Raw genomic sequence first — 17458 nt, forward strand, 5'->3', positions numbered from 1 at the left:
CAGATATAAACAATAATGATTTGGCACGCGGTGGAAACAGTGTCGACATTACAGCCGATATTGGCAGCGTCGGGCCGGTCACCGATCTTGGCAATGGAAGCTACACTGCAGTTTTAACGAGCAGTACGACTGTCGGGACAGCCACCATCAGTGCAAGTCTTGAGGGAAGTACAATTGTGGATACAACCAGTGTTGAGTTCACCCCACTACCCGCCTCCATGAGCGATACTTTAATCACCGCTACGCCAAACACGCTAACGGCTGATGGAAGCACTACTTCAACTATTTTGCTCCAGGCTATTAACGTGCTTGGTAACGGATTAAACTCAGGCGGCAGTACCGTTAGTTTCGCGGCCAGTATGGGCAGTATCGGTGATGTCACCGACTTGAATGACGGTTTTTATAGCGCAACCTACACCTCCCCCACCAATACCGGTGTCGCGATCATTAGCGCCACCTTTGATGGTGAAGATGTTATTGACACTGAAATGATCAACCTTCAGGCAGGAGCGCTACTCGCCTCTAGCGGCGTTATTACCAGTCTCGATGCTGCCGTCATCGCTAATGGCTCCAATACTACAACTATCACAGTTCAAGGAAGCGACGTCTTTGGCAATAGTGTCGAAGTGGGTGGCGCCACGGTTACTTTAAATACCAATTTTGGTAGTTTAGGCGCGGTAAGCGATATGGGAGATGGCCGCTATAACGCGACTCTACTGGCTCCAGCCACAACAGGCACGGCAGTGATTACTGGGACTATGAATGGCCAAAGCCTTGTCGATACCGCAACCGTTCAATTTGTACCGGGCCCGGCAAGCTACCTGAACAGCACACTAAACTCATCATCACCTGTTCTGACGGCTAACGGCAGCGACACCGCCACCCTCACACTTCAAGCCATTGACCTGACTGGGAACTATCTTACTTCCGGTGGTGACACCGTCATTATTAACTCAACTGCCGGCAGCCATAGCTCCGTGAACGATTTAGGTGACGGCACTTATCAAGTCATCTTTACCGCAGATGAAACAAGGGGCGTCGCAGTAATCACAGCAGAGTTAAACGGTGTACAGCTCTCCGATACCGCAAGCATATCTATGATTCCCGGTAATGCCGACTACTCTAACAGTCAAGTTAACAGCAGTCTGAGCCAAATTGTTGCAGACGGCCAAACCCTTAGCCAAATCACTGTCGAAGCAATTGATGAGCATGGCAATGCTCTAACAAACGGAGGAGATATTGTCACCATTTCCAGTACCTTAGGCAGTGTTGGTGATGTGACAGATTTAGGCGATGGTCGATATCAAGCCTCGCTACAAAGTGACACCACGGTCGGTACCGCGACAGTATCCGCGACGATCAACTTCTCGGAAATTGCTGATGTTGCCTTAGTATCGTTCATGTCGCCCCCCACTATCGATGATCTGGCAAGCCCGTCGCCTTTACCTACTTTAACGGGAACATTTCCTCAGATGACCGGAGCAAGCTTTTCAGTCGGCGTCAATCATATCAACTACACACTCGGCGATGGCAACCTAAGCTCAGACGGTTCAAATTGGAGTCTTACTATTCCAACCGGAAATGAGCTAGCCGATGGGACTTATGATGTCACAGCGCAAATCACCGATATCGCCTCACAGATAAGCTCTGATACCTCGATTAGCGAACTTCTTATTGATACTGTAGTACCCACAATTTCATTAAATATTTTGCGCTCAGCTGATAGCAGCAATATCCTAACGTTTCCGGTCTCAGGTCGCTGCACAGAAACAATCGACACTATTACTATCACCGTTACTGATGGACGTTCAAACTCTGTCAGCGAAAGCGATATGAGCTGCTCTCCCGCTACCTCAAACGAAGGTAGCTTCAGCACTGAAATTAACCTAAGCAGCCTTCAAGACGGCGACATCACTATTAATGCAAGTATCGCTGATCGAGCTGGAAACCAGGCAACTGACCAAGATAGTGTTAGTAAAACCGCTTGTGCCCCAGATAATACTGTTGAAATTTGTGATAACGATAGCGATGGTATTTCAAACGGTGACGAGATAAGCCTGGGTCTCGACCCTGATTACTACGATAGTGATGGTGACGGCATTAGTGATCTTGAAGAGCTAGGGGCCGATCTCAGTTCACCATTTGACTCGGATGGAGATGGCATTCTCGATGCCTTGGATACTGACTCGGATAATGATGGCATTAACGATGCTGGAGAGCTGGGAAGCGACCCAAACCTTCCTCAAGATAGTGACAACGACGGCACACCTGACTATCGAGATCGAGACTCAGACAATGACCATATTCCTGATTATCTCGAACATAAGTTTGTAGCTGAAGATTTTGATAATGACTCTATCCTCAACCACCTTGATTTGGACAGTGATGGAGATGGCCTCCCCGATGCCATTGAAAATGGCGTCGCATTGCACCTCGACTCGGATGACGATGGTATCGATAACGGCTTTGACGTCGACCTGACTGGAGGAGAAGACCTCAACCTGGATGGTATTGATGACGCGATAAGTCTTTTGGATAGCGATGGCGATAATAGCTACAACATCTTTGACCTGGACAGTGACAACGATGGTATGAATGATGAACTTGAAGCTGAGTTAACTGCCAGCTTAGACAGTGATGGTGACGGTATCAATGACGCCTACGATGTTGACAGCACCGGGGGCATCGATACCAACCTGGATGGTATCGACGATATCATTAACCCACCAGACACTGACGATGACGGCTTTCCGGATTATATCGATCTCGATAGTGACAATGACGGTTTTACAGACGTGGTGGAATCAGGTGGTACCGATAACAGCCCTATTGACGGTATTCATGACACTCCCGATTCGCAAACAAGCTCACCTACCGATACTGATGGCGACGGTTTGCCCAACCACCTTGAGCTTGAAAGTGGTGATAGCACAAATGATGGTAATGGGCCTTTCGACATTGATAACCTGATCGTGCCAATCCTCGATGCCGACCAGGATGGGCAAATCGACCCAATGAGCGATACCGATGGCGATGGCATTCTCGACAGTGTCGATGAAGACCCGACCAACTTTGGCTCATCCATAGACATTGATGGTGACAGTATCACTAACTCTGACGATCTAGACGATGATAATGATGGTATTCCTGACATTATTGAAGGGGACTTCACTGTCGATACCGATGCTGACGGACAACCTGATAAAATTGATTTGGATAGTGACAATGATGGTTTAACTGATATAAGAGAGTCGAATTCAGGACTAATTGATCTGGACAGCAACGGTGTAATCGATACAGTCGTTGATGCAAATGCAGATGGCCTAGACGATGCGATCACGTCAGCTTTTGCCGTGTCAGACACTGACAACGATGGTGTACCCGATTTTCAGGACCTTGACTCGGACAATGATGAAGTAACGGACCTTCAAGAAGCGAATCTTCCGGGTACGGACCTTAGTGAGATTGACAGCGACAATGACGGTATGGTTGACCTGCTATCATCATCGTCAGGCTTAAGCAGTCATGTTTTCTCTACGCTTATCGATAGCGATGAAGATGGAACTGAAAACTACCGGGACCGCGATAGCGACAATGACGGCTACCCTGACGGCCTGGAAAACGGTGACTTTGATAACAACGGGATTATCGACCTTGCCGAAGATGACGACACTGGTATTAGCACAGCCAAAAGTGGAACAGGTGGCACCATTAATCCCCATCTAGCATGGTTGCTGCTTTTACTTCCCTGGCTTTATAAGAGCTACAGAGCAATACAACACAAGCATGCTTTCTGGATGGCGATAGTTTTTTTACCTCTGCTTATGCATGTAAATGATGCCTCGGCTGACAACAATAATCAGTGTGCTCAGGAGCTAAAATTTGACGATTTATCAGAACTCTTATTTCAACCCTGTTGGTATGTATCCGCCGGGCTAGGTTATAGCTACTTGGCCCCCTCTGGAGAAAGTAACGGCTGGTCAAGTAATGACAAAAGTAGTATTGGCTTTAGTTTCTTGGCTGGTCGCCATCTCAGTGAAAAATGGGCACTGGAGTTAGACTATTCTTTCCTGGGGGAAGCGGGCTTAAAAAATAGTAACCCCACCCTAAATGCAAGTCTAGATGCGGCGATTAGATACCGAGCCCCAAGTCTAATGATTGCATATCGATTCTTACCCCAATATAAGCCTTTCAATGCCCACTTCAAACTTGGGGGAACCTGGCTCAATACAGAAGCAACAGACTCGCGTATTGGCTATGAAGAAGAGTCAACTGTACAAGTTACCTGGGGAATCGGTGCTTACTACAGATTCACCGATAGTCCCTGGTTCATCAGCTTTGACTATACCAATCATGCCAAAGATGCTCGCTTCAGCGGCTTTCATATAGGCCGTTATTTTGGCTTCAAAAAACACATTCCTAAAGTGGAAAAAATCGTAAGAACCCCATTTGAGAATCTACAGCTCCAACTCGATTCAGACCAGGATGGCGTGATAGACAAACTCGATGAATGTCCGCTATCGGATCGTGGAGTCGAAGTTGATAAAACAGGGTGCTGTACTGAAAAAGCAGGCTGTATCAGGATTCAGTAGTAATCAATAACGATTATTAGTTCTGTTTCTCATGAGACTGCGCAAGTACAAAACCGAGAAGCATCAGTATAGCTCCCACAAAGCCGTACATACCTAAGACTTCATCGAATACCCAGTAACCAACCATTGCGCCAAAAACAGACTCCATCGAAAATATGATCGCTGCAATAAAGGGGTCTGCTTTCTTTAAAGCAAAGACCTGAAGTGTATACGCCATACCCACAACGAAGATGCCACTACACAAGGCCCAAAGATAAGCAGAGTTGAGACTAGCCATAGGGCCGCCCTCAAAGCTCAGGGAAAAAACTAAACTTAATAAAGCGCAGACAATAAATTGAAAAAGTGCGAGAACAAGCAAGTCATGCTTGCCCACCCAGAAACTGATAGCCCATAAGTGAAGAGCCCAAAAAACGGCTCCAGCAAGTGCCAAGCCATCACCTAAATAATTAAACTTTCCATCAAAACCGCTCAGTAAGGACAAGCCACACAGAGCAATCAAACCACCAATCCAGGTCAGTAAAGGGTAACTTTTCTTAAATAAGATACCGATAAGCGGGACAAGCGCGACATAAAAGCCGGTGATAAAAGCCACATTGGCGACTTTAGTATAGGCCAAGCTGATTTGCTGAAAAGCAGCGCCAGCCGTTAACAGTAGGCCTAAGCCTGCACCGGCGAGAATCGTTCTCTTATTAAGTAAGGCTGTACGCGAACTCTTCGAAGAAAAAATAAAGGGTAATAGCATCATGGCGCCAAAAGCAAAGCGCCAAAAATTGAAGGCAACGGGAGCCATACCCTCCAAGGCCAAACGCTGAGGTGCAAACCCCAGCCCCCATAGCAAAGCAACCAAGAGTAAAAGCAAATTGATAGGAGAGAAAAGTCGACTCATCAAAAGCCCTAAACGCTACTTTTTAAGCTTGCCGCTGTCGCAAAGCCTCGAACAAACAAATCCCTGTCGCAACGGAAACATTTAAGCTGCTAACACTCCCGATCATTGGAATTTTAGTAAGCTGGTCACAATGCTCTCGCGTCAGGCGACGCAGACCACTGCCTTCAGCACCCATTGCGATAGCAGCAGGGCCTTTAAGATCTGTTTGATAGATATTTTGCTCCGCTTCTCCGGCAGCACCCGTTATCCATACACCAAAGTTTTGTAACCACTTCATGGTACGGGCTAAGTTTGTCACTCGAATGACAGGCACATGCTCAGCGGCACCACAAGCCACCTTCTTTGCAGTGGCATTCAAGGGGGCGGACTTATCCTTCGGCACGATCACGGCATGGACACCCGCCGCATCAGCTGAACGTAAACATGCCCCCAGGTTATGAGGGTCAGTCACGGAATCCAGAATCAATAAAAACGGTGGTTCATCTAGCGCTGAGAGAATATCTTCAAGATCCCCTTCATGCTTCTCAACTTCCCCTTTAATAGTTGCCACAACACCTTGGTGACGACCGCTGACCAACTTGTCTAATTCCTTCCGAGGCACATAGTCACAAGAGAGCCCTTTAGACTGAAGCAAGCGAATAAGCTTTGATAAGCGCTGGTCGTCCCTACCCTGCTGTACCAATACAGAGATAACCGAATCGGCCTCTTTTTGCACTAGGGCCTCAACTGCATGCAAACCAAATACGGTTTCTTGATTCATTAACTCTTAACCTTTTGTTTTAACTTTGCGCTTTCTAATTGCTGGCGTCACCGGCTCTGAATTAGCGTCTGATTTTACCTTGTTAATTTTCTTTAAGGGCTTTTTTACTTGCTTGCTTTTTAAAGCTTCTAGCTTGCTTGGCTTGCGCTTTAAAGGCTGGCTAGATTTAAGCTCTTGAGGCTCTTCTGTCTTCAACTCTGAAGAAGACTTCGGCTTTCTTGACTTGGCTTTTACCGGACGCTCGGTTTTCTTTCTTGCGCCATTTCGGGATTTAACCTTAGGTTTATCACTTCCCTGACGTCTATCCGCTTCTTTACGCCGCTCACCTGCCTTCCGCTTGTCCTGACTGTCGCGCTTGCTACCGCTTTTGGGCTTACCTTTCTTAGGGCGCAATTTGTCACGTGACTTGGAACTTGAGCTCACTAGAACCAGGTCAACCTTGCGCTCTTCCAGATTGATGTTTGAGACCTGAACAAGCACCCTATCACCCAGACCAAAGCGCTTACCTGAGCGTTCACCGATCAGGCGATGCTTCGCTGCATCAAATTGATAATAATCACTGTCTAAAGTCGAGACATGAACTAGACCTTCAGCATATAAATCAGCTAGCTCTACAAAGAAGCCAAAGCCCGTCACGGCAGAGATAATACCCTCAAACTCCTCACCCAAGTGTTGCTGTAGGTACTCACACTTAAGCCAGCTCATTACATCACGCGTCGCCTCATCAGCACGTCGCTCAGCCATCGAGCAGTGTTCACCAAGAACCAGCATTTTCGCTAGGTCATATGGGTATTTATACGCTTTTCTTAACTCAGGAGCCTGAGCATCCGCAGCAATACCTACGTCGTCAAAATCATTATTCTTAGCAGAATAAATAACAGACTTGATAGCACGGTGAACTAATAGATCAGGATAACGCCTGATAGGTGAAGTAAAGTGAGCGTAGTGTTCATAAGCCAAACCAAAGTGACCTTTCTCTTCAGGCCCATAGACTGCTTGGCTCATAGAGCGTAATAAGACGGTTTGTAGAACGCTGAAGTCAGGACGATCCTGAATATCCGCCATAATTTGTTGGTAGTCAGAAGGCGATGGATCTTCACCGCCCATCAACTGCAAACCTTGTTCACCTAGAAATGAACGCACATTCTCTAGTTTTTGTGCTGTCGGCCCCTCGTGAATTCGATACAAGGTTGGTAGCTTATGGCGCGATAAAAACTCTGCTGTCGCTACATTTGCACAGAGCATGCACTCTTCTATGATTTTATGAGCATCATTACGCTCAGTTGGTACAATCGCATCAATTTTTCGTTCATCACCAAAAATAATTCTGGTTTCAACCGTTTCAAAATCAATAGCACCACGATCTTTACGACGACTGACCAGCACTTGGTATAAACCATACAGTTCGTGCAGCTCGGGAAGTCGATCAGCAAAATCTTCACAAAGTTGAATGCCATCACTTGAGTCGGGCTCTTCCAGAATGGTTCCAACCTGGTTATAGGTCAAACGCGCGTGGCTGTGCATTACCCCTTCGTAAAAACGACTCTTAAGGACTGAACCTTCAGCGTTAATATCCATTTCGCAGACCATACATAAGCGGTCAACTCTAGGATTAAGGGAACACAAACCATTAGATAAAACCTCAGGCAACATCGGCACAACATGGTCGGGAAAATAAACCGAGGTTGCGCGGTTATTTGCTTCGACATCCAACGGTGACTCAGGGCGTACATAGTGGCTAACATCAGCGATCGCAACATAGAGCTTCCAGCCGCTTCCATTTCGTTGACAATACACAGCATCGTCAAAGTCTCGCGCATCTTCGCCATCAATCGTAACAAGGGGCAAATGCCTGATATCAATACGCCCGGCTTTGTCACTATCGAGAACTTCTGATTTGAGTGTATCGACAGTTTGTTGAACTTCAGGCGGCCACTCAAAAGGAATATTATAGGAACGAATCGCTACTTCGATTTCCATACCAGGAGCCATGTGGTCTCCTAATACTTCAATTACCTGACCGGTCGCGTGCGTGCGTTTAGTCGGATGTTGCAATATCTTAACCACGACATATTGGCCATGCTTGGCTTCAGCCGTATGATCAGAGTCAATTAGAACCTGTTGGGTAATGCGGTTATTTTCAACTTCGACAAATACGATGTTGCCTTCACGATATAAACGTCCAACCAATTGTTCGGTATTTCGTTCCAGGACATCCACAATAACCGCATGACGTTTACCACGATGATCTTCCCTATCTGCGCGTACTAGCACCCGATCGCCATCAAACACCATCTGCATCTGACGAGCCGATAAGTAAAGGTCATCACCGCCTTCATCAAGCTTTACAAAGCCAAAACCATCACGGTGACCTATGACCACACCTTTAAGCAAGTTAACGCGAGAAACCGGTAGATATCGATCACCCCGGTTACGCACTAGTTGGCCGTCTCGCGACATAGCAATAAGACGCCGACGAAGAGCTTCAATTGAATCATCATCTTTCAATGACAGCTCTTCAACTAGTTCAGGATGAGTGGCCGGAGCGTTGCGCGCATCCAGATGAGAAAGAATAAACTCTCGACTGGGAATAGGATTTTCGTATTTCTGCGCTTCGCGATCCTTATGAGGATCTTGCGTGGCTTTACTGGTCTTTTTTGTCATGTGTCCGCACTAAGAACTAATAATTGGGAAAATCACTGAACGCTAGTTAGCTTCAGATTCCCAAAAAGGGAACTGTCCGCTGCCGAACAGTTTAAATTTAGCGCAGAGTATAGCCTTTATAGAGCAATATGTAGATACATATTCACTTTTGCCGGGTCTTGAACAACATGCATTTGAGAGCGTTTAAGGCCGCAACAGGTCGCCAAGTATGTCATATGCGCTTCACTTCTGGGGTTTACATGCCAGTCAAGGAAGTCCATATAGGGCTGGCTAGCGTTATTAGTGCTCAAATTAGCAATGACGATTTCACTTCCCTTTCGCGTATGGCTCATTAGCTTTTCCAAGGTTAGCTTAAACGAGGCATCGTTCAAGTAATCAAATAACCCTTCTGACCAAATCAGGTCATACTTTTCATCGCTTTCAATATCTTGGACTCCGCCATGTGCAAAGCCAACCTGATCACTATACTTACGACACAGGATACTAGCGTAATCTAAAGCCTTCCAGGACTGATCAATGCATAAAAAAGACGAGTCGCTTTTATACTGCCCCAAGTAATCCGCGATAGAGCGGGAAGAACCTGAAGCGATATTTAGGACATTCATACCTTGCTGATGCTGTTCCGCAGCAGCCATTACGTCAACGAAGTAGCGCTGGCTATGTTGAAAGGCCGAAACAAAAGCCTGACTATTCCAGAACTGATCCCAGTTCCTTAAGTCTGTCTTGGGTGTAAGAAAGTGACCGTAAATACGTTCTAATAATTCAAAGTCGCCAGCATAGCCATTGGGTTTTCGATACGCCAAGCCTTGCATAGTATCGAAACTTAGCGCCTTGCCCATCAAGTCTTCTTTATAGTCTGGCCCATAGTAATTAAATTCTCCTCGGCTCTTTGCCTGATTAAAATCAACCAAAGCTTGTTTTAATGCTGGGTACTGATCAGGCTCTGGGCCACCAGCATTCACAAGATCCTGCAAATAAAGTACGGATGTATTCATACTTTTGACCTCACTAAGAAAGTAACAAATAAATGGTCATATCACTGCCCTGCTTCACAAACCTAAAGCAAATACGGACGAACATAGATACCTATGACCGTGAAATTCCTATATCTCTCCATTCTGAAGAAAAAAATTAGAACAAAAAAACCAATTTACAGAGATATAGACGGACAAAACGCAGAAATAGTCACAATTATTTTATTTTTCTTTTTTATTCAGACAGTTAGCTAGATGTCAGCCATGACATCTAGCTCTTTCGTAGGCAGAGGGTTCGCCCCTCAAAATTCGGAGCTCAGTAGAAGCCGGAGGTCATATTTAAAACATGCCTAATGTAATCAATAGTTTATGATCTCTAACCTTGATAGACTTCAAAGTAGATTTTGCTAATTGGTGCTTAGCATCATCGTCACGTAAGCGATAGACAGGAAGCTTCTCGCTAGCTTTAGACAGCACTAGCTCAGCCAGTTTGGCAATCTTTGGTGTTAGTTGTTTTGGCAATAAGTCGATCTCAAGGTCGACCAGTCGAGGTGAGTCTAAATAAAATTCCCCGCTATCCTGCTGGTAGCGGAGGGTACCGGCGATTTTACCTCTGCCACCACCTTTAAAGCCGCCTGGTGCGATGACATCAACATGCATAAAAAAGCCAACTTCATTACTGACGTTGATTAACTCCACTTTTGGCTCGGACAAGCGAACAGTAAAGAAGTACTGTTTCTTTTCTAAGGGCATCATCGCCTCAATCTTTTCTTGCAAGCTTCGTTCTGTCAGCTCAATGGTGTAGGTAAATCCTGAGGACATCTGGGAGAATGAAAACATAAGTAAGAATACAAAAATACGGGTCATAGTGAATGTGAGTTTACCTTAAGTACAGCAAATCATGCGAGCCTAAAAGAATCTGTAGCGATTCACTACAAACATTAGCTTTAAGCGTAGCAATCCGCTACAATCCAGATATCAACCTCAGTTTGGAGATTCTTTGATGGCTAAATCCAATTCCCCTATCCGTTTAGAAAGTGAACTTATGAAACAAGCCAAGTTAAGTGGTGAACTTAACAAGCGCTCAGTGGCTGAACAGATAGAATATTGGGCAGAAATAGGCCGCGGGGTTTCTGGTGTCGTAGACCCTGAAACACTCATTAAAGTAAACAGTGGTCTTGCAAAAATCAATGTAGAAGAAACGCATAATGTCGACATTGATGCTGACGATATATTCAGCAACCTGGAACAACAACGCGACTCAGGTTCTTTGATGAGAAACATCACCACTACCAATTATGCCTTTCAGGCCTCAAGTACTGATAAGGGCATGCTTGAAAGAATCGACCAACAAGGTAATGTCACCACCGGCTATTTTGAAAATGGCGTATTTATAGAATCTAGAGTATAAATTGAATAAAGAATCAAAACAGCTGTGGCTGCTCGCCGGAGGAAATGGCGCAGGAAAATCTACCTTTTATAGAACGCAGCTACAACCTCGTGATCTACCCTTCGTTAACGCCGATAATATCGCTCGCCAAGTATTCCCCGATGCGCCTGAAGCGCATAGCTATCAAGCCGCAGCCATCGCTGAGCGGCTCAGGAATGAGCTCTTGGAAGAAGGACGTAGTTTCTGTTTTGAAACCGTTTTCTCTCATCCCTCCAAAATCGACTTTGTAGGAAAAGCCAAAGCTCACGGTTACGAAGTAATTATCGTCTTCGTTCATCTTTCAACCCCCGAACTTAACAAAGCACGAATACAGCAAAGGATTGAAGAAGGCGGTCACGCAGTACCAGAAGATAAAGTCGTCAGCCGTATACCTCGCACCATGCAAAATATAAAAACAGCGCTAGTGCTGGCAGACAAAGCTTATCTCTTAGACAACTCTGACTACCTAAAGCCCTTCGATCTCGTTGCTCAGATCACGCAAGGATTAGTAACGAAAAAAGCAAACACCCTGCCCGATTGGGCGAGATTTCTACTAGAAAGTTAAAGCCTGATACACACGCCGCTAAGTCAGATAGCTCTGTCTTCAAACTAAGAGACTCTAAAATGCAGATGAGGGCCTATCAAACCGTCAGCGAAGTCACAAACATACCAATTAAACCAATCAGACTAATAACAAAACCAATACTCCGGGCCAAGGCTATATTCGCGTAATAGCACAACATATGCATCACACGCCCAGCAAAATAGGTCACAGAAAACGCGTCGATATAGCTTGCATCGGCACCACTATAAACAGCAAACAAAGCAAACAGGATAAATACCGCGATCGTCTCATTGGTATTTGAATAAGTACGAGAGGCTCGAAATAAAAATCTAGCGTGATCAGCTTCGACGGGATAACCCGGTGTATGTTTCAATTTAATTGATGCTGCGTCAGAAACAAGTATTTGGGTGAGCAGCAATAAGCCGGTCAGTCCAACAATGAGTAGCGTGAGTTGATAGTCTGCAAATACTTCCATATATTGATCCTAGTACTTTCATAAGTGATTGGGTTCACTAATTGTAAAGCGCTGAATACTATTTAATGCTTACCTCATCACCCTAATGCTACCTAAAACCTTAAATACACAGTTCTATCAGTAGGACAAACGAAGCTATTAACGTTAAAGCGACACGACGATTTAACCCTGCAATTCTGCAAGAAAGGTTTAATAAGAGATTGGGAACACCAGAGCAAGTACACACATGAACAACGCCATTCCAAGTGAAGTAATCACAATCCAGTTATCATCTATCAACTTAGGCATATACTTTCCCTCGGTATTTATCTAACTAATAACAAATACATTAATTGATAATGATTATCATTACAACCACCCTCCTGTGACCTGTAATGGATTTAACTCACCTCCCTTGGTAGTCCAGCCTAGCAATGCCATCTCTACACCGAGGCGATCAACACTTTCCGGCAATCGAAGCCGACTGCTCCACAACTCCTGCCTACTAGCAGTATCTTTCTTGCTGAGTAAAAACTCATGGTGTAAGGACAGTACAACAAAATCTTGCTGTAGATTTCTGCCGCGGTTTTCACCAGCATTAATGTTTGAGAGCATATCAAAGCCGAGTAAGGCTATATTGATCTTGAACGACTTATCCTGCTCTGCTTCTATCTTGGTGGTATAGCGAATTAACACCTCGCGTCCATCAATATCAATCTGTAAACCACCTAGACCCTCTACCCTCTGTGCCTGGGGTAAGCGTTGACACCGAAACCACCCATTCCAGCCCTTGCCACTCACAATAAATCCCGGAGTCGCGACTTGTCTAATTAAACCTAGACGCTGATAAAGGCGCTGCCGATTGCCATATTGAGCCTTGGCAAACTCATCCTTCCAACCGATGTAATCCCAATAATCAACATGGAAGGCTAAAGGGAAAAGTGACTTCCATAAACGCTTATCGTGCTTGAACTTACTGATCCATCGTTCAGCTGGAGGGCAACTGCTACAACCTTGTGAAGTGTAAAGCTCAATCAGACTGCCTGGCTCATCTGAGCTGGTAAAACGTAAGTTTCGTTCTTGAGCATTTACCGAGGCCATATAATTCACACTCAACAAAAGACATACCATCAAGCCTGTAAAACGTCGCACTTTAGAACCGTACACGCGGGCAACTCCTATCTCTTATACCTCAATATGAGGGATACGCATATGTAGTTATGACTTCAAAAGAACATGATAGTTCCAACACATTCAAAAAATTGGTACTCACCTACAAATAAAATGAATACAAATTCATATTATTGATTGAATACCGTTATTGCTGCTAGTATGAAAAGTATAGGATGCACAATAAATACGAGGTCGATATGAGTTCAGTAAGCGATTCAGCAAAAACGGTAAAGCAAAAAGCTAGCGATTACCTATCGGTTGGCCAAATTCGCTACCTGAAATCTGCTTCTGACCTAAGGGCTTATCTAATGTTTGCCTTCAACTGGCTACTCATCGCTTTTGCTTTCTTTATCGTTGCTGTTTGGCCAAATATCATTACCGTCATAGTGGCTTTATTCATTCTAGGAGGACGGCAACTCGGTCTTGGTATACTTCTGCATGAATGCTCTCACCGCTCATTCTTTTCCACCCAAAAGCAGAATGACCTGGTTGGCCATTGGTTGGCAGGTATTCCGGTACTTGTGCCTATCGACTTCTACCGTCCTTATCACTTTACTCACCACACTAAAACCGGAACCGACGAAGACCCCGATGTTGGTAACATTGCTCAATACCCGGTTAGCAAAGATAGCTTTAAGCGCAAGATCATTCGTGACTTTCTTGGTTTATCTGGGCTCAAGGCAACATCAGCTTTGTTATTTTATGTACTTCCAGGGCGTGCTGGAAATGCCGTTTCCTTGGGTGTAAACAGCGATAAGATCGGAACAGATGCTGGCTGGAAAATGGGACTTAGAAACTACCTTCACGTCGTCAGTTTCCACCTTATATTTTTTAGTATCTTGGCGGCGAGCGGACATGCCAGCCTCTATGCTTTATGGTGGATTGCCTATATTTTTACTCATCCCTTCATCATTCGAGTTCGTCAAATCGCCGAGCACGGCGCCATGCCAGCACTTGCCTCAGAGGATGTTCGCCACACGACACGTACAACCATCGCCAACTGGTGGGAGCGTTTACTGTTTGCACCGAATTATGTGAACTATCACTGCGAACATCATTTGCTCCCAACCGTTCCCAGCTATCGACTATCTGAAATGCATCGCATTCTTAAGCTACGTGGATTTTATAAGAGTAATGAAGAGGCGTTGGTGGAAAAGGGTTATCCAGAGATTATTCGATTAGCTTCTGCTGGATGAAAAACACTTCGCAGCATAGATGTATGCACAGCCTTCCTCGGCTCGCAAGCGGGCAAGCACAGGGTTAATCCAGCGAGGGATGAAACCCTCTGCCAACGCTGGATTTATCCCAATTTAAACTTTTCGATGTGCTGTTTAAGTTGAGCGGCTAGCTCACCAAGCTGTGCACTGGAATTGGCAAAGTTATGGGAGTCAGTAGCAATTTGTTCTGACAGCTCAGAAATCTCATTAATACTTCGGCTAACGCTTTCTGTCACCTCTGCTTGCTCTGCTGCGCTCGTCGCTATTTGCGCATTCATATCACTGATCGTGTGAGCACTTCGGGTGATTGCTTGCAAGGAATTATCAGCGTCTCGAGCTTTTTCCACGCTGTCTTTAGCCATTTCTTGGCCTAAAGCTATTGACTCAGTTGCACCTTCGGTACCCGCCTGTAGCTGCTGAACCAAGTGCTGAATTTCTTCAGTCGATTTCTGTGTCTGACTCGCCAAGGTACGCACTTCATCTGCAACGACGGCAAAGCCGCGACCACTATCTCCTGCACGAGCCGACTCGATGGAGGCATTCAAGGCTAGTAAGTTTGTTTGATCAGCGATGCCTCGAATAAAATCTAACACGGTACTTATGTTGTGCGTATCCTGTTCAACACGCTGTATGGTCTCGGCTGTATGTTCGACACCTTCAGCTAGCTGATCAATCACCGATACCGCAACATTAACAACTTGGGACCCGGATTCGGCCTCGGAGTTCGCTTCTTTCGCTGCTTCCGCTGCCGAATGCGCGTTATCCGTCACATGAGATACTGCCACACTCATCTGTGTAATCGCTGTCGCAACGCGTTCAGATTGGTCTTTCTGTTGATTAATTCTATCTTGAGTATTAATCGTCAAAGAGCTCAATTACTCTGATGCCTCGCTAATATGATCAACCAGCTCAGTTAACTGCTTAATGATTCCTTCGACTTGATCTAGAAATTTATTGAAGGTTAGTACCATGCCATTTATTTCTATCACGGGTGAGCTGGACTCAACACGGAGCCCCATATCTAAGGTATGACTAATATGGCTGATTTGTCTCGAAGCATCAGAGATCGGTTTGGAGATGTGTCGGCCGATAAGTAAGGCGCAGATCGCAGCTAACACAGTCACTACTAACACTGGCCAGGCCATTTCCTTCAAGATATGACGCTGAATCCCTTCTAGACTAAGCACAGAAAATACTGCCGTAATTTGCGCTCCGTTTTCCACCTCATCCAGAGGCGACCTGCTTAAAAATAAATAGTCTTCTGTATCAATAAATTGCTTATGAGTACTGGCGAGCAGTTCGTCTATAGAAGCTTGCTGCACGCCCCCGATTTCAGCCCTGTACTCATATTCCATTGCACGAGGTGGCTGAGCTTTCGCAAACGCCTAGGCGGGGCTCGCTTTAGACATCCCTTCTATTTTCAAATAAAGCAAACCTGAAGACGCATACAAAGATTGCGCATCTTTATTACGCAGTTTCATTTTGTTGGCACCATTGACACTGCGTGTTGCTAAATTAACGATTGGTTTTAGGCTAGCTTCACTAACCTGAATCAGCTTATCTCTTTCAGCATTGTACATACTGCTGTAGAGCACCCAGCTAAGTGATAACACAATCACTAGAGCGAAACCCATAAACGATAGCAGTAAAATATTGCCTATCTGGAATAGCTTGTTCATATCGTCACTTACCCGTCCTTGATAACTTAGAAACCATTACGGCTATTGCCCACTAGCACATTGGCCTTTGACACAAAACGCTTCATAGCCTGAGTGACAAGTCGAGCATGTCTCTACACTCAAGGGTGAGGCAGGGTCCGCTGCAGTAATGTCCGTTCCATCCTCTTTGAAAACGCTATAAACTGCGTCACCACTTTTGTGGCCAGTAACGAGAAGAATACCTAATTCCTTAAGGTGAAGAATCATCGATGCACCATCGGCCATTTTTCCATCTTTGGTCTTGTAACTCTCCGTCTTACTTGGCTCGACCAATACCGAAACGGCACCAGGGCCTTCTGGCCTAACACCGCAATATGTCTCAACCGTTCCCTGATAAATAGGCGGTAAACTGCTTACATCTGCGTCACAGCCTGGTAGAGCACCGATACTGGTCAAGGGGGTAGAAACCGATGTCCAGGAACGCCAGTCGGCCGGATAAGGTGCATCGCCACCAGCAAAACCCTGGGAAGAAAACAGCATCAATATGGTAACAAATAGGGCAATTCTTTTTAGCATTATTATCATTCTCCAAATAGAGCTGTTAACCCGATTTTATATATATAGTTCTTCACTCGATACTATATATAGTCGCTAAACCCCGTTTTGACAAAACCAGACAAGCTGCTGTTTCACTTAATTAAAGGCTTTTATTGCGCTCAGGATCTTATAAAATGACGCAAGCCTGTCATTCTGGAGCCCTGTCTTTGTTACCCATTTCCCAGTTTTTTCCTCAAGTGATTGCTCAACTGAGCGAACATAAGGCATTAGTACTTCAAGCCGAACCCGGTGCGGGAAAATCAACCGCTTTACCTTTGGCCTTACTCAAGGACTTGGCACTTCAAGGGAAAAAGATTCTTTTACTGGAGCCTCGCCGTGTAGCCGTTAAGGCCATTGCTTACTACCTCGCGAAACAGCTTGGGGAGAAAGTCGGTGAACGCATAGGTTATCAGATCAAGAATGATCGAAATGTGTCGCAAAACACCGTTCTCGAAGTCGTTACTGAAGGTATTCTCACCCGACGATTAC

Annotated in this window: 16 protein-coding genes; 5 read left to right on the forward strand and 11 right to left on the reverse strand. The window is 45.3% G+C overall.

Annotation, left to right across the window (positions count from 1 at the left end; all coding sequences use genetic code 11):
* The coding region (locus tag A3756_RS14005; RefSeq protein WP_156490475.1) for an invasin domain 3-containing protein at window positions 1-4592 on the forward strand (4592 nt) is incomplete at its 5' end.
* A 16-nt stretch (window positions 4593-4608) separates the two neighbouring features.
* Here the strand turns inward: A3756_RS14005 and A3756_RS14010 are convergent.
* From A3756_RS14010 to A3756_RS14030, 5 genes are all read right to left on the reverse strand, one after another.
* Window positions 4609-5478 carry a DMT family transporter gene (locus tag A3756_RS14010; protein ID WP_068511319.1) on the reverse strand — a complete coding sequence of 290 codons (870 nt, stop codon included), beginning with the start codon at window positions 5476-5478 and terminating at the stop codon, window positions 4609-4611.
* A 22-nt stretch (window positions 5479-5500) separates the two neighbouring features.
* Window positions 5501-6238, reverse strand: a complete 738-nt coding sequence (gene rlmB, locus A3756_RS14015; RefSeq protein WP_068511320.1) for a 23S rRNA (guanosine(2251)-2'-O)-methyltransferase RlmB — start codon at window positions 6236-6238, stop codon at window positions 5501-5503.
* A gap of 6 nt (window positions 6239-6244) precedes the next feature.
* Window positions 6245-8902 carry a ribonuclease R gene (gene rnr, locus A3756_RS14020; RefSeq protein ID WP_068553715.1) on the reverse strand — a complete coding sequence of 886 codons (2658 nt, stop codon included), beginning with the start codon at window positions 8900-8902 and terminating at the stop codon, window positions 6245-6247.
* Between the two features lie 116 nt (window positions 8903-9018).
* Entirely contained in the window at window positions 9019-9897 is an 879-nt protein-coding gene (locus A3756_RS14025) for a class I SAM-dependent methyltransferase (RefSeq protein WP_068553716.1), read from the reverse strand.
* Between the two features lie 318 nt (window positions 9898-10215).
* Entirely contained in the window at window positions 10216-10743 is a 528-nt protein-coding gene (locus A3756_RS14030) for a DUF1439 domain-containing protein (protein WP_068553717.1), read from the reverse strand.
* A gap of 136 nt (window positions 10744-10879) precedes the next feature.
* Between A3756_RS14030 and A3756_RS14035 the strand changes: the two genes are divergently transcribed.
* Window positions 10880-11287, forward strand: coding sequence for a hypothetical protein (locus A3756_RS14035; RefSeq protein ID WP_068511328.1), 408 nt, complete (start codon window positions 10880-10882; stop codon window positions 11285-11287).
* A 1-nt stretch (window position 11288) separates the two neighbouring features.
* Window positions 11289-11870 carry an AAA family ATPase gene (locus A3756_RS14040; RefSeq protein ID WP_068511330.1) on the forward strand — a complete coding sequence of 194 codons (582 nt, stop codon included), beginning with the start codon at window positions 11289-11291 and terminating at the stop codon, window positions 11868-11870.
* Window positions 11871-11946: 76 nt separating this feature from the next.
* Here A3756_RS14040 and A3756_RS14045 read toward each other — a convergent pair whose 3' ends face one another.
* Both A3756_RS14045 and A3756_RS14050 read right to left on the reverse strand, forming a co-directional pair.
* The gene (locus A3756_RS14045) at window positions 11947-12345 is read right to left on the reverse strand and encodes an MAPEG family protein (RefSeq protein WP_068511332.1); all 399 of its coding nucleotides are present in this window, start codon (window positions 12343-12345) and stop codon (window positions 11947-11949) included.
* A gap of 348 nt (window positions 12346-12693) precedes the next feature.
* A complete protein-coding gene (locus A3756_RS14050) occupies window positions 12694-13491 on the reverse strand; it encodes a DUF1223 domain-containing protein (protein ID WP_068553718.1) in 798 nt (265 codons plus the stop codon).
* 203 nt (window positions 13492-13694) lie between these two features.
* On the opposite strand from A3756_RS14050, the gene A3756_RS14055 reads away from it, so the two are divergent.
* Entirely contained in the window at window positions 13695-14693 is a 999-nt protein-coding gene (locus A3756_RS14055) for a fatty acid desaturase family protein (RefSeq protein ID WP_068553719.1), read from the forward strand.
* Window positions 14694-14797: 104 nt separating this feature from the next.
* Here the strand turns inward: A3756_RS14055 and A3756_RS14060 are convergent, their stop codons facing one another.
* From A3756_RS14060 to A3756_RS14075, 4 genes are read right to left on the reverse strand one after another with little or no spacing between them, the layout of a single operon-like run.
* Entirely contained in the window at window positions 14798-15589 is a 792-nt protein-coding gene (locus A3756_RS14060; protein ID WP_068514380.1) for a methyl-accepting chemotaxis protein, read from the reverse strand.
* Window positions 15590-16069: a methyl-accepting chemotaxis protein gene (locus A3756_RS14065; protein WP_068514378.1), complete on the reverse strand. Its 480-nt coding sequence runs from the start codon at window positions 16067-16069 to the stop codon at window positions 15590-15592.
* Window positions 16070-16099: 30 nt separating this feature from the next.
* Window positions 16100-16393, reverse strand: coding sequence for a hypothetical protein (locus A3756_RS14070; protein WP_068514376.1), 294 nt, complete (start codon window positions 16391-16393; stop codon window positions 16100-16102).
* Between the two features lie 42 nt (window positions 16394-16435).
* A complete protein-coding gene (locus tag A3756_RS14075) occupies window positions 16436-16948 on the reverse strand; it encodes a hypothetical protein (protein ID WP_068507760.1) in 513 nt (170 codons plus the stop codon).
* 155 nt (window positions 16949-17103) lie between these two features.
* Between A3756_RS14075 and A3756_RS14080 the strand changes: the two genes are divergently transcribed.
* A partial coding sequence (locus A3756_RS14080; protein ID WP_368664587.1) for a DEAD/DEAH box helicase occupies window positions 17104-17458 on the forward strand: 355 nt, incomplete at its 3' end.

The organism is Oleiphilus sp. HI0086 (genome assembly GCF_001635225.1).

Bases quoted from the DNA above. Each gene is read 5' to 3' on its own strand.
- A3756_RS14025 (WP_068553716.1), bottom strand. From the start codon at position 9,897: ATGAATACATCCGTACTTTATTTGCAGGATCTTGTGAATGCTGGTGGC.
- A3756_RS14045 (WP_068511332.1), bottom strand. From the start codon at position 12,345: ATGGAAGTATTTGCAGACTATCAACTCACGCTACTCATTGTTGGACTG.
- A3756_RS14030 (WP_068553717.1), bottom strand. From the start codon at position 10,743: ATGACCCGTATTTTTGTATTCTTACTTATGTTTTCATTCTCCCAGATG.
- A3756_RS14070 (WP_068514376.1), bottom strand. From the start codon at position 16,393: ATGAACAAGCTATTCCAGATAGGCAATATTTTACTGCTATCGTTTATG.
- rnr (WP_068553715.1), bottom strand. From the start codon at position 8,902: ATGACAAAAAAGACCAGTAAAGCCACGCAAGATCCTCATAAGGATCGC.
- A3756_RS14065 (WP_068514378.1), bottom strand. From the start codon at position 16,069: ATGGAATATGAGTACAGGGCTGAAATCGGGGGCGTGCAGCAAGCTTCT.
- A3756_RS14010 (WP_068511319.1), bottom strand. From the start codon at position 5,478: ATGAGTCGACTTTTCTCTCCTATCAATTTGCTTTTACTCTTGGTTGCT.
- A3756_RS14055 (WP_068553719.1), top strand. From the start codon at position 13,695: ATGAGTTCAGTAAGCGATTCAGCAAAAACGGTAAAGCAAAAAGCTAGC.
- A3756_RS14075 (WP_068507760.1), bottom strand. From the start codon at position 16,948: ATGCTAAAAAGAATTGCCCTATTTGTTACCATATTGATGCTGTTTTCT.
- A3756_RS14035 (WP_068511328.1), top strand. From the start codon at position 10,880: ATGGCTAAATCCAATTCCCCTATCCGTTTAGAAAGTGAACTTATGAAA.
- rlmB (WP_068511320.1), bottom strand. From the start codon at position 6,238: ATGAATCAAGAAACCGTATTTGGTTTGCATGCAGTTGAGGCCCTAGTG.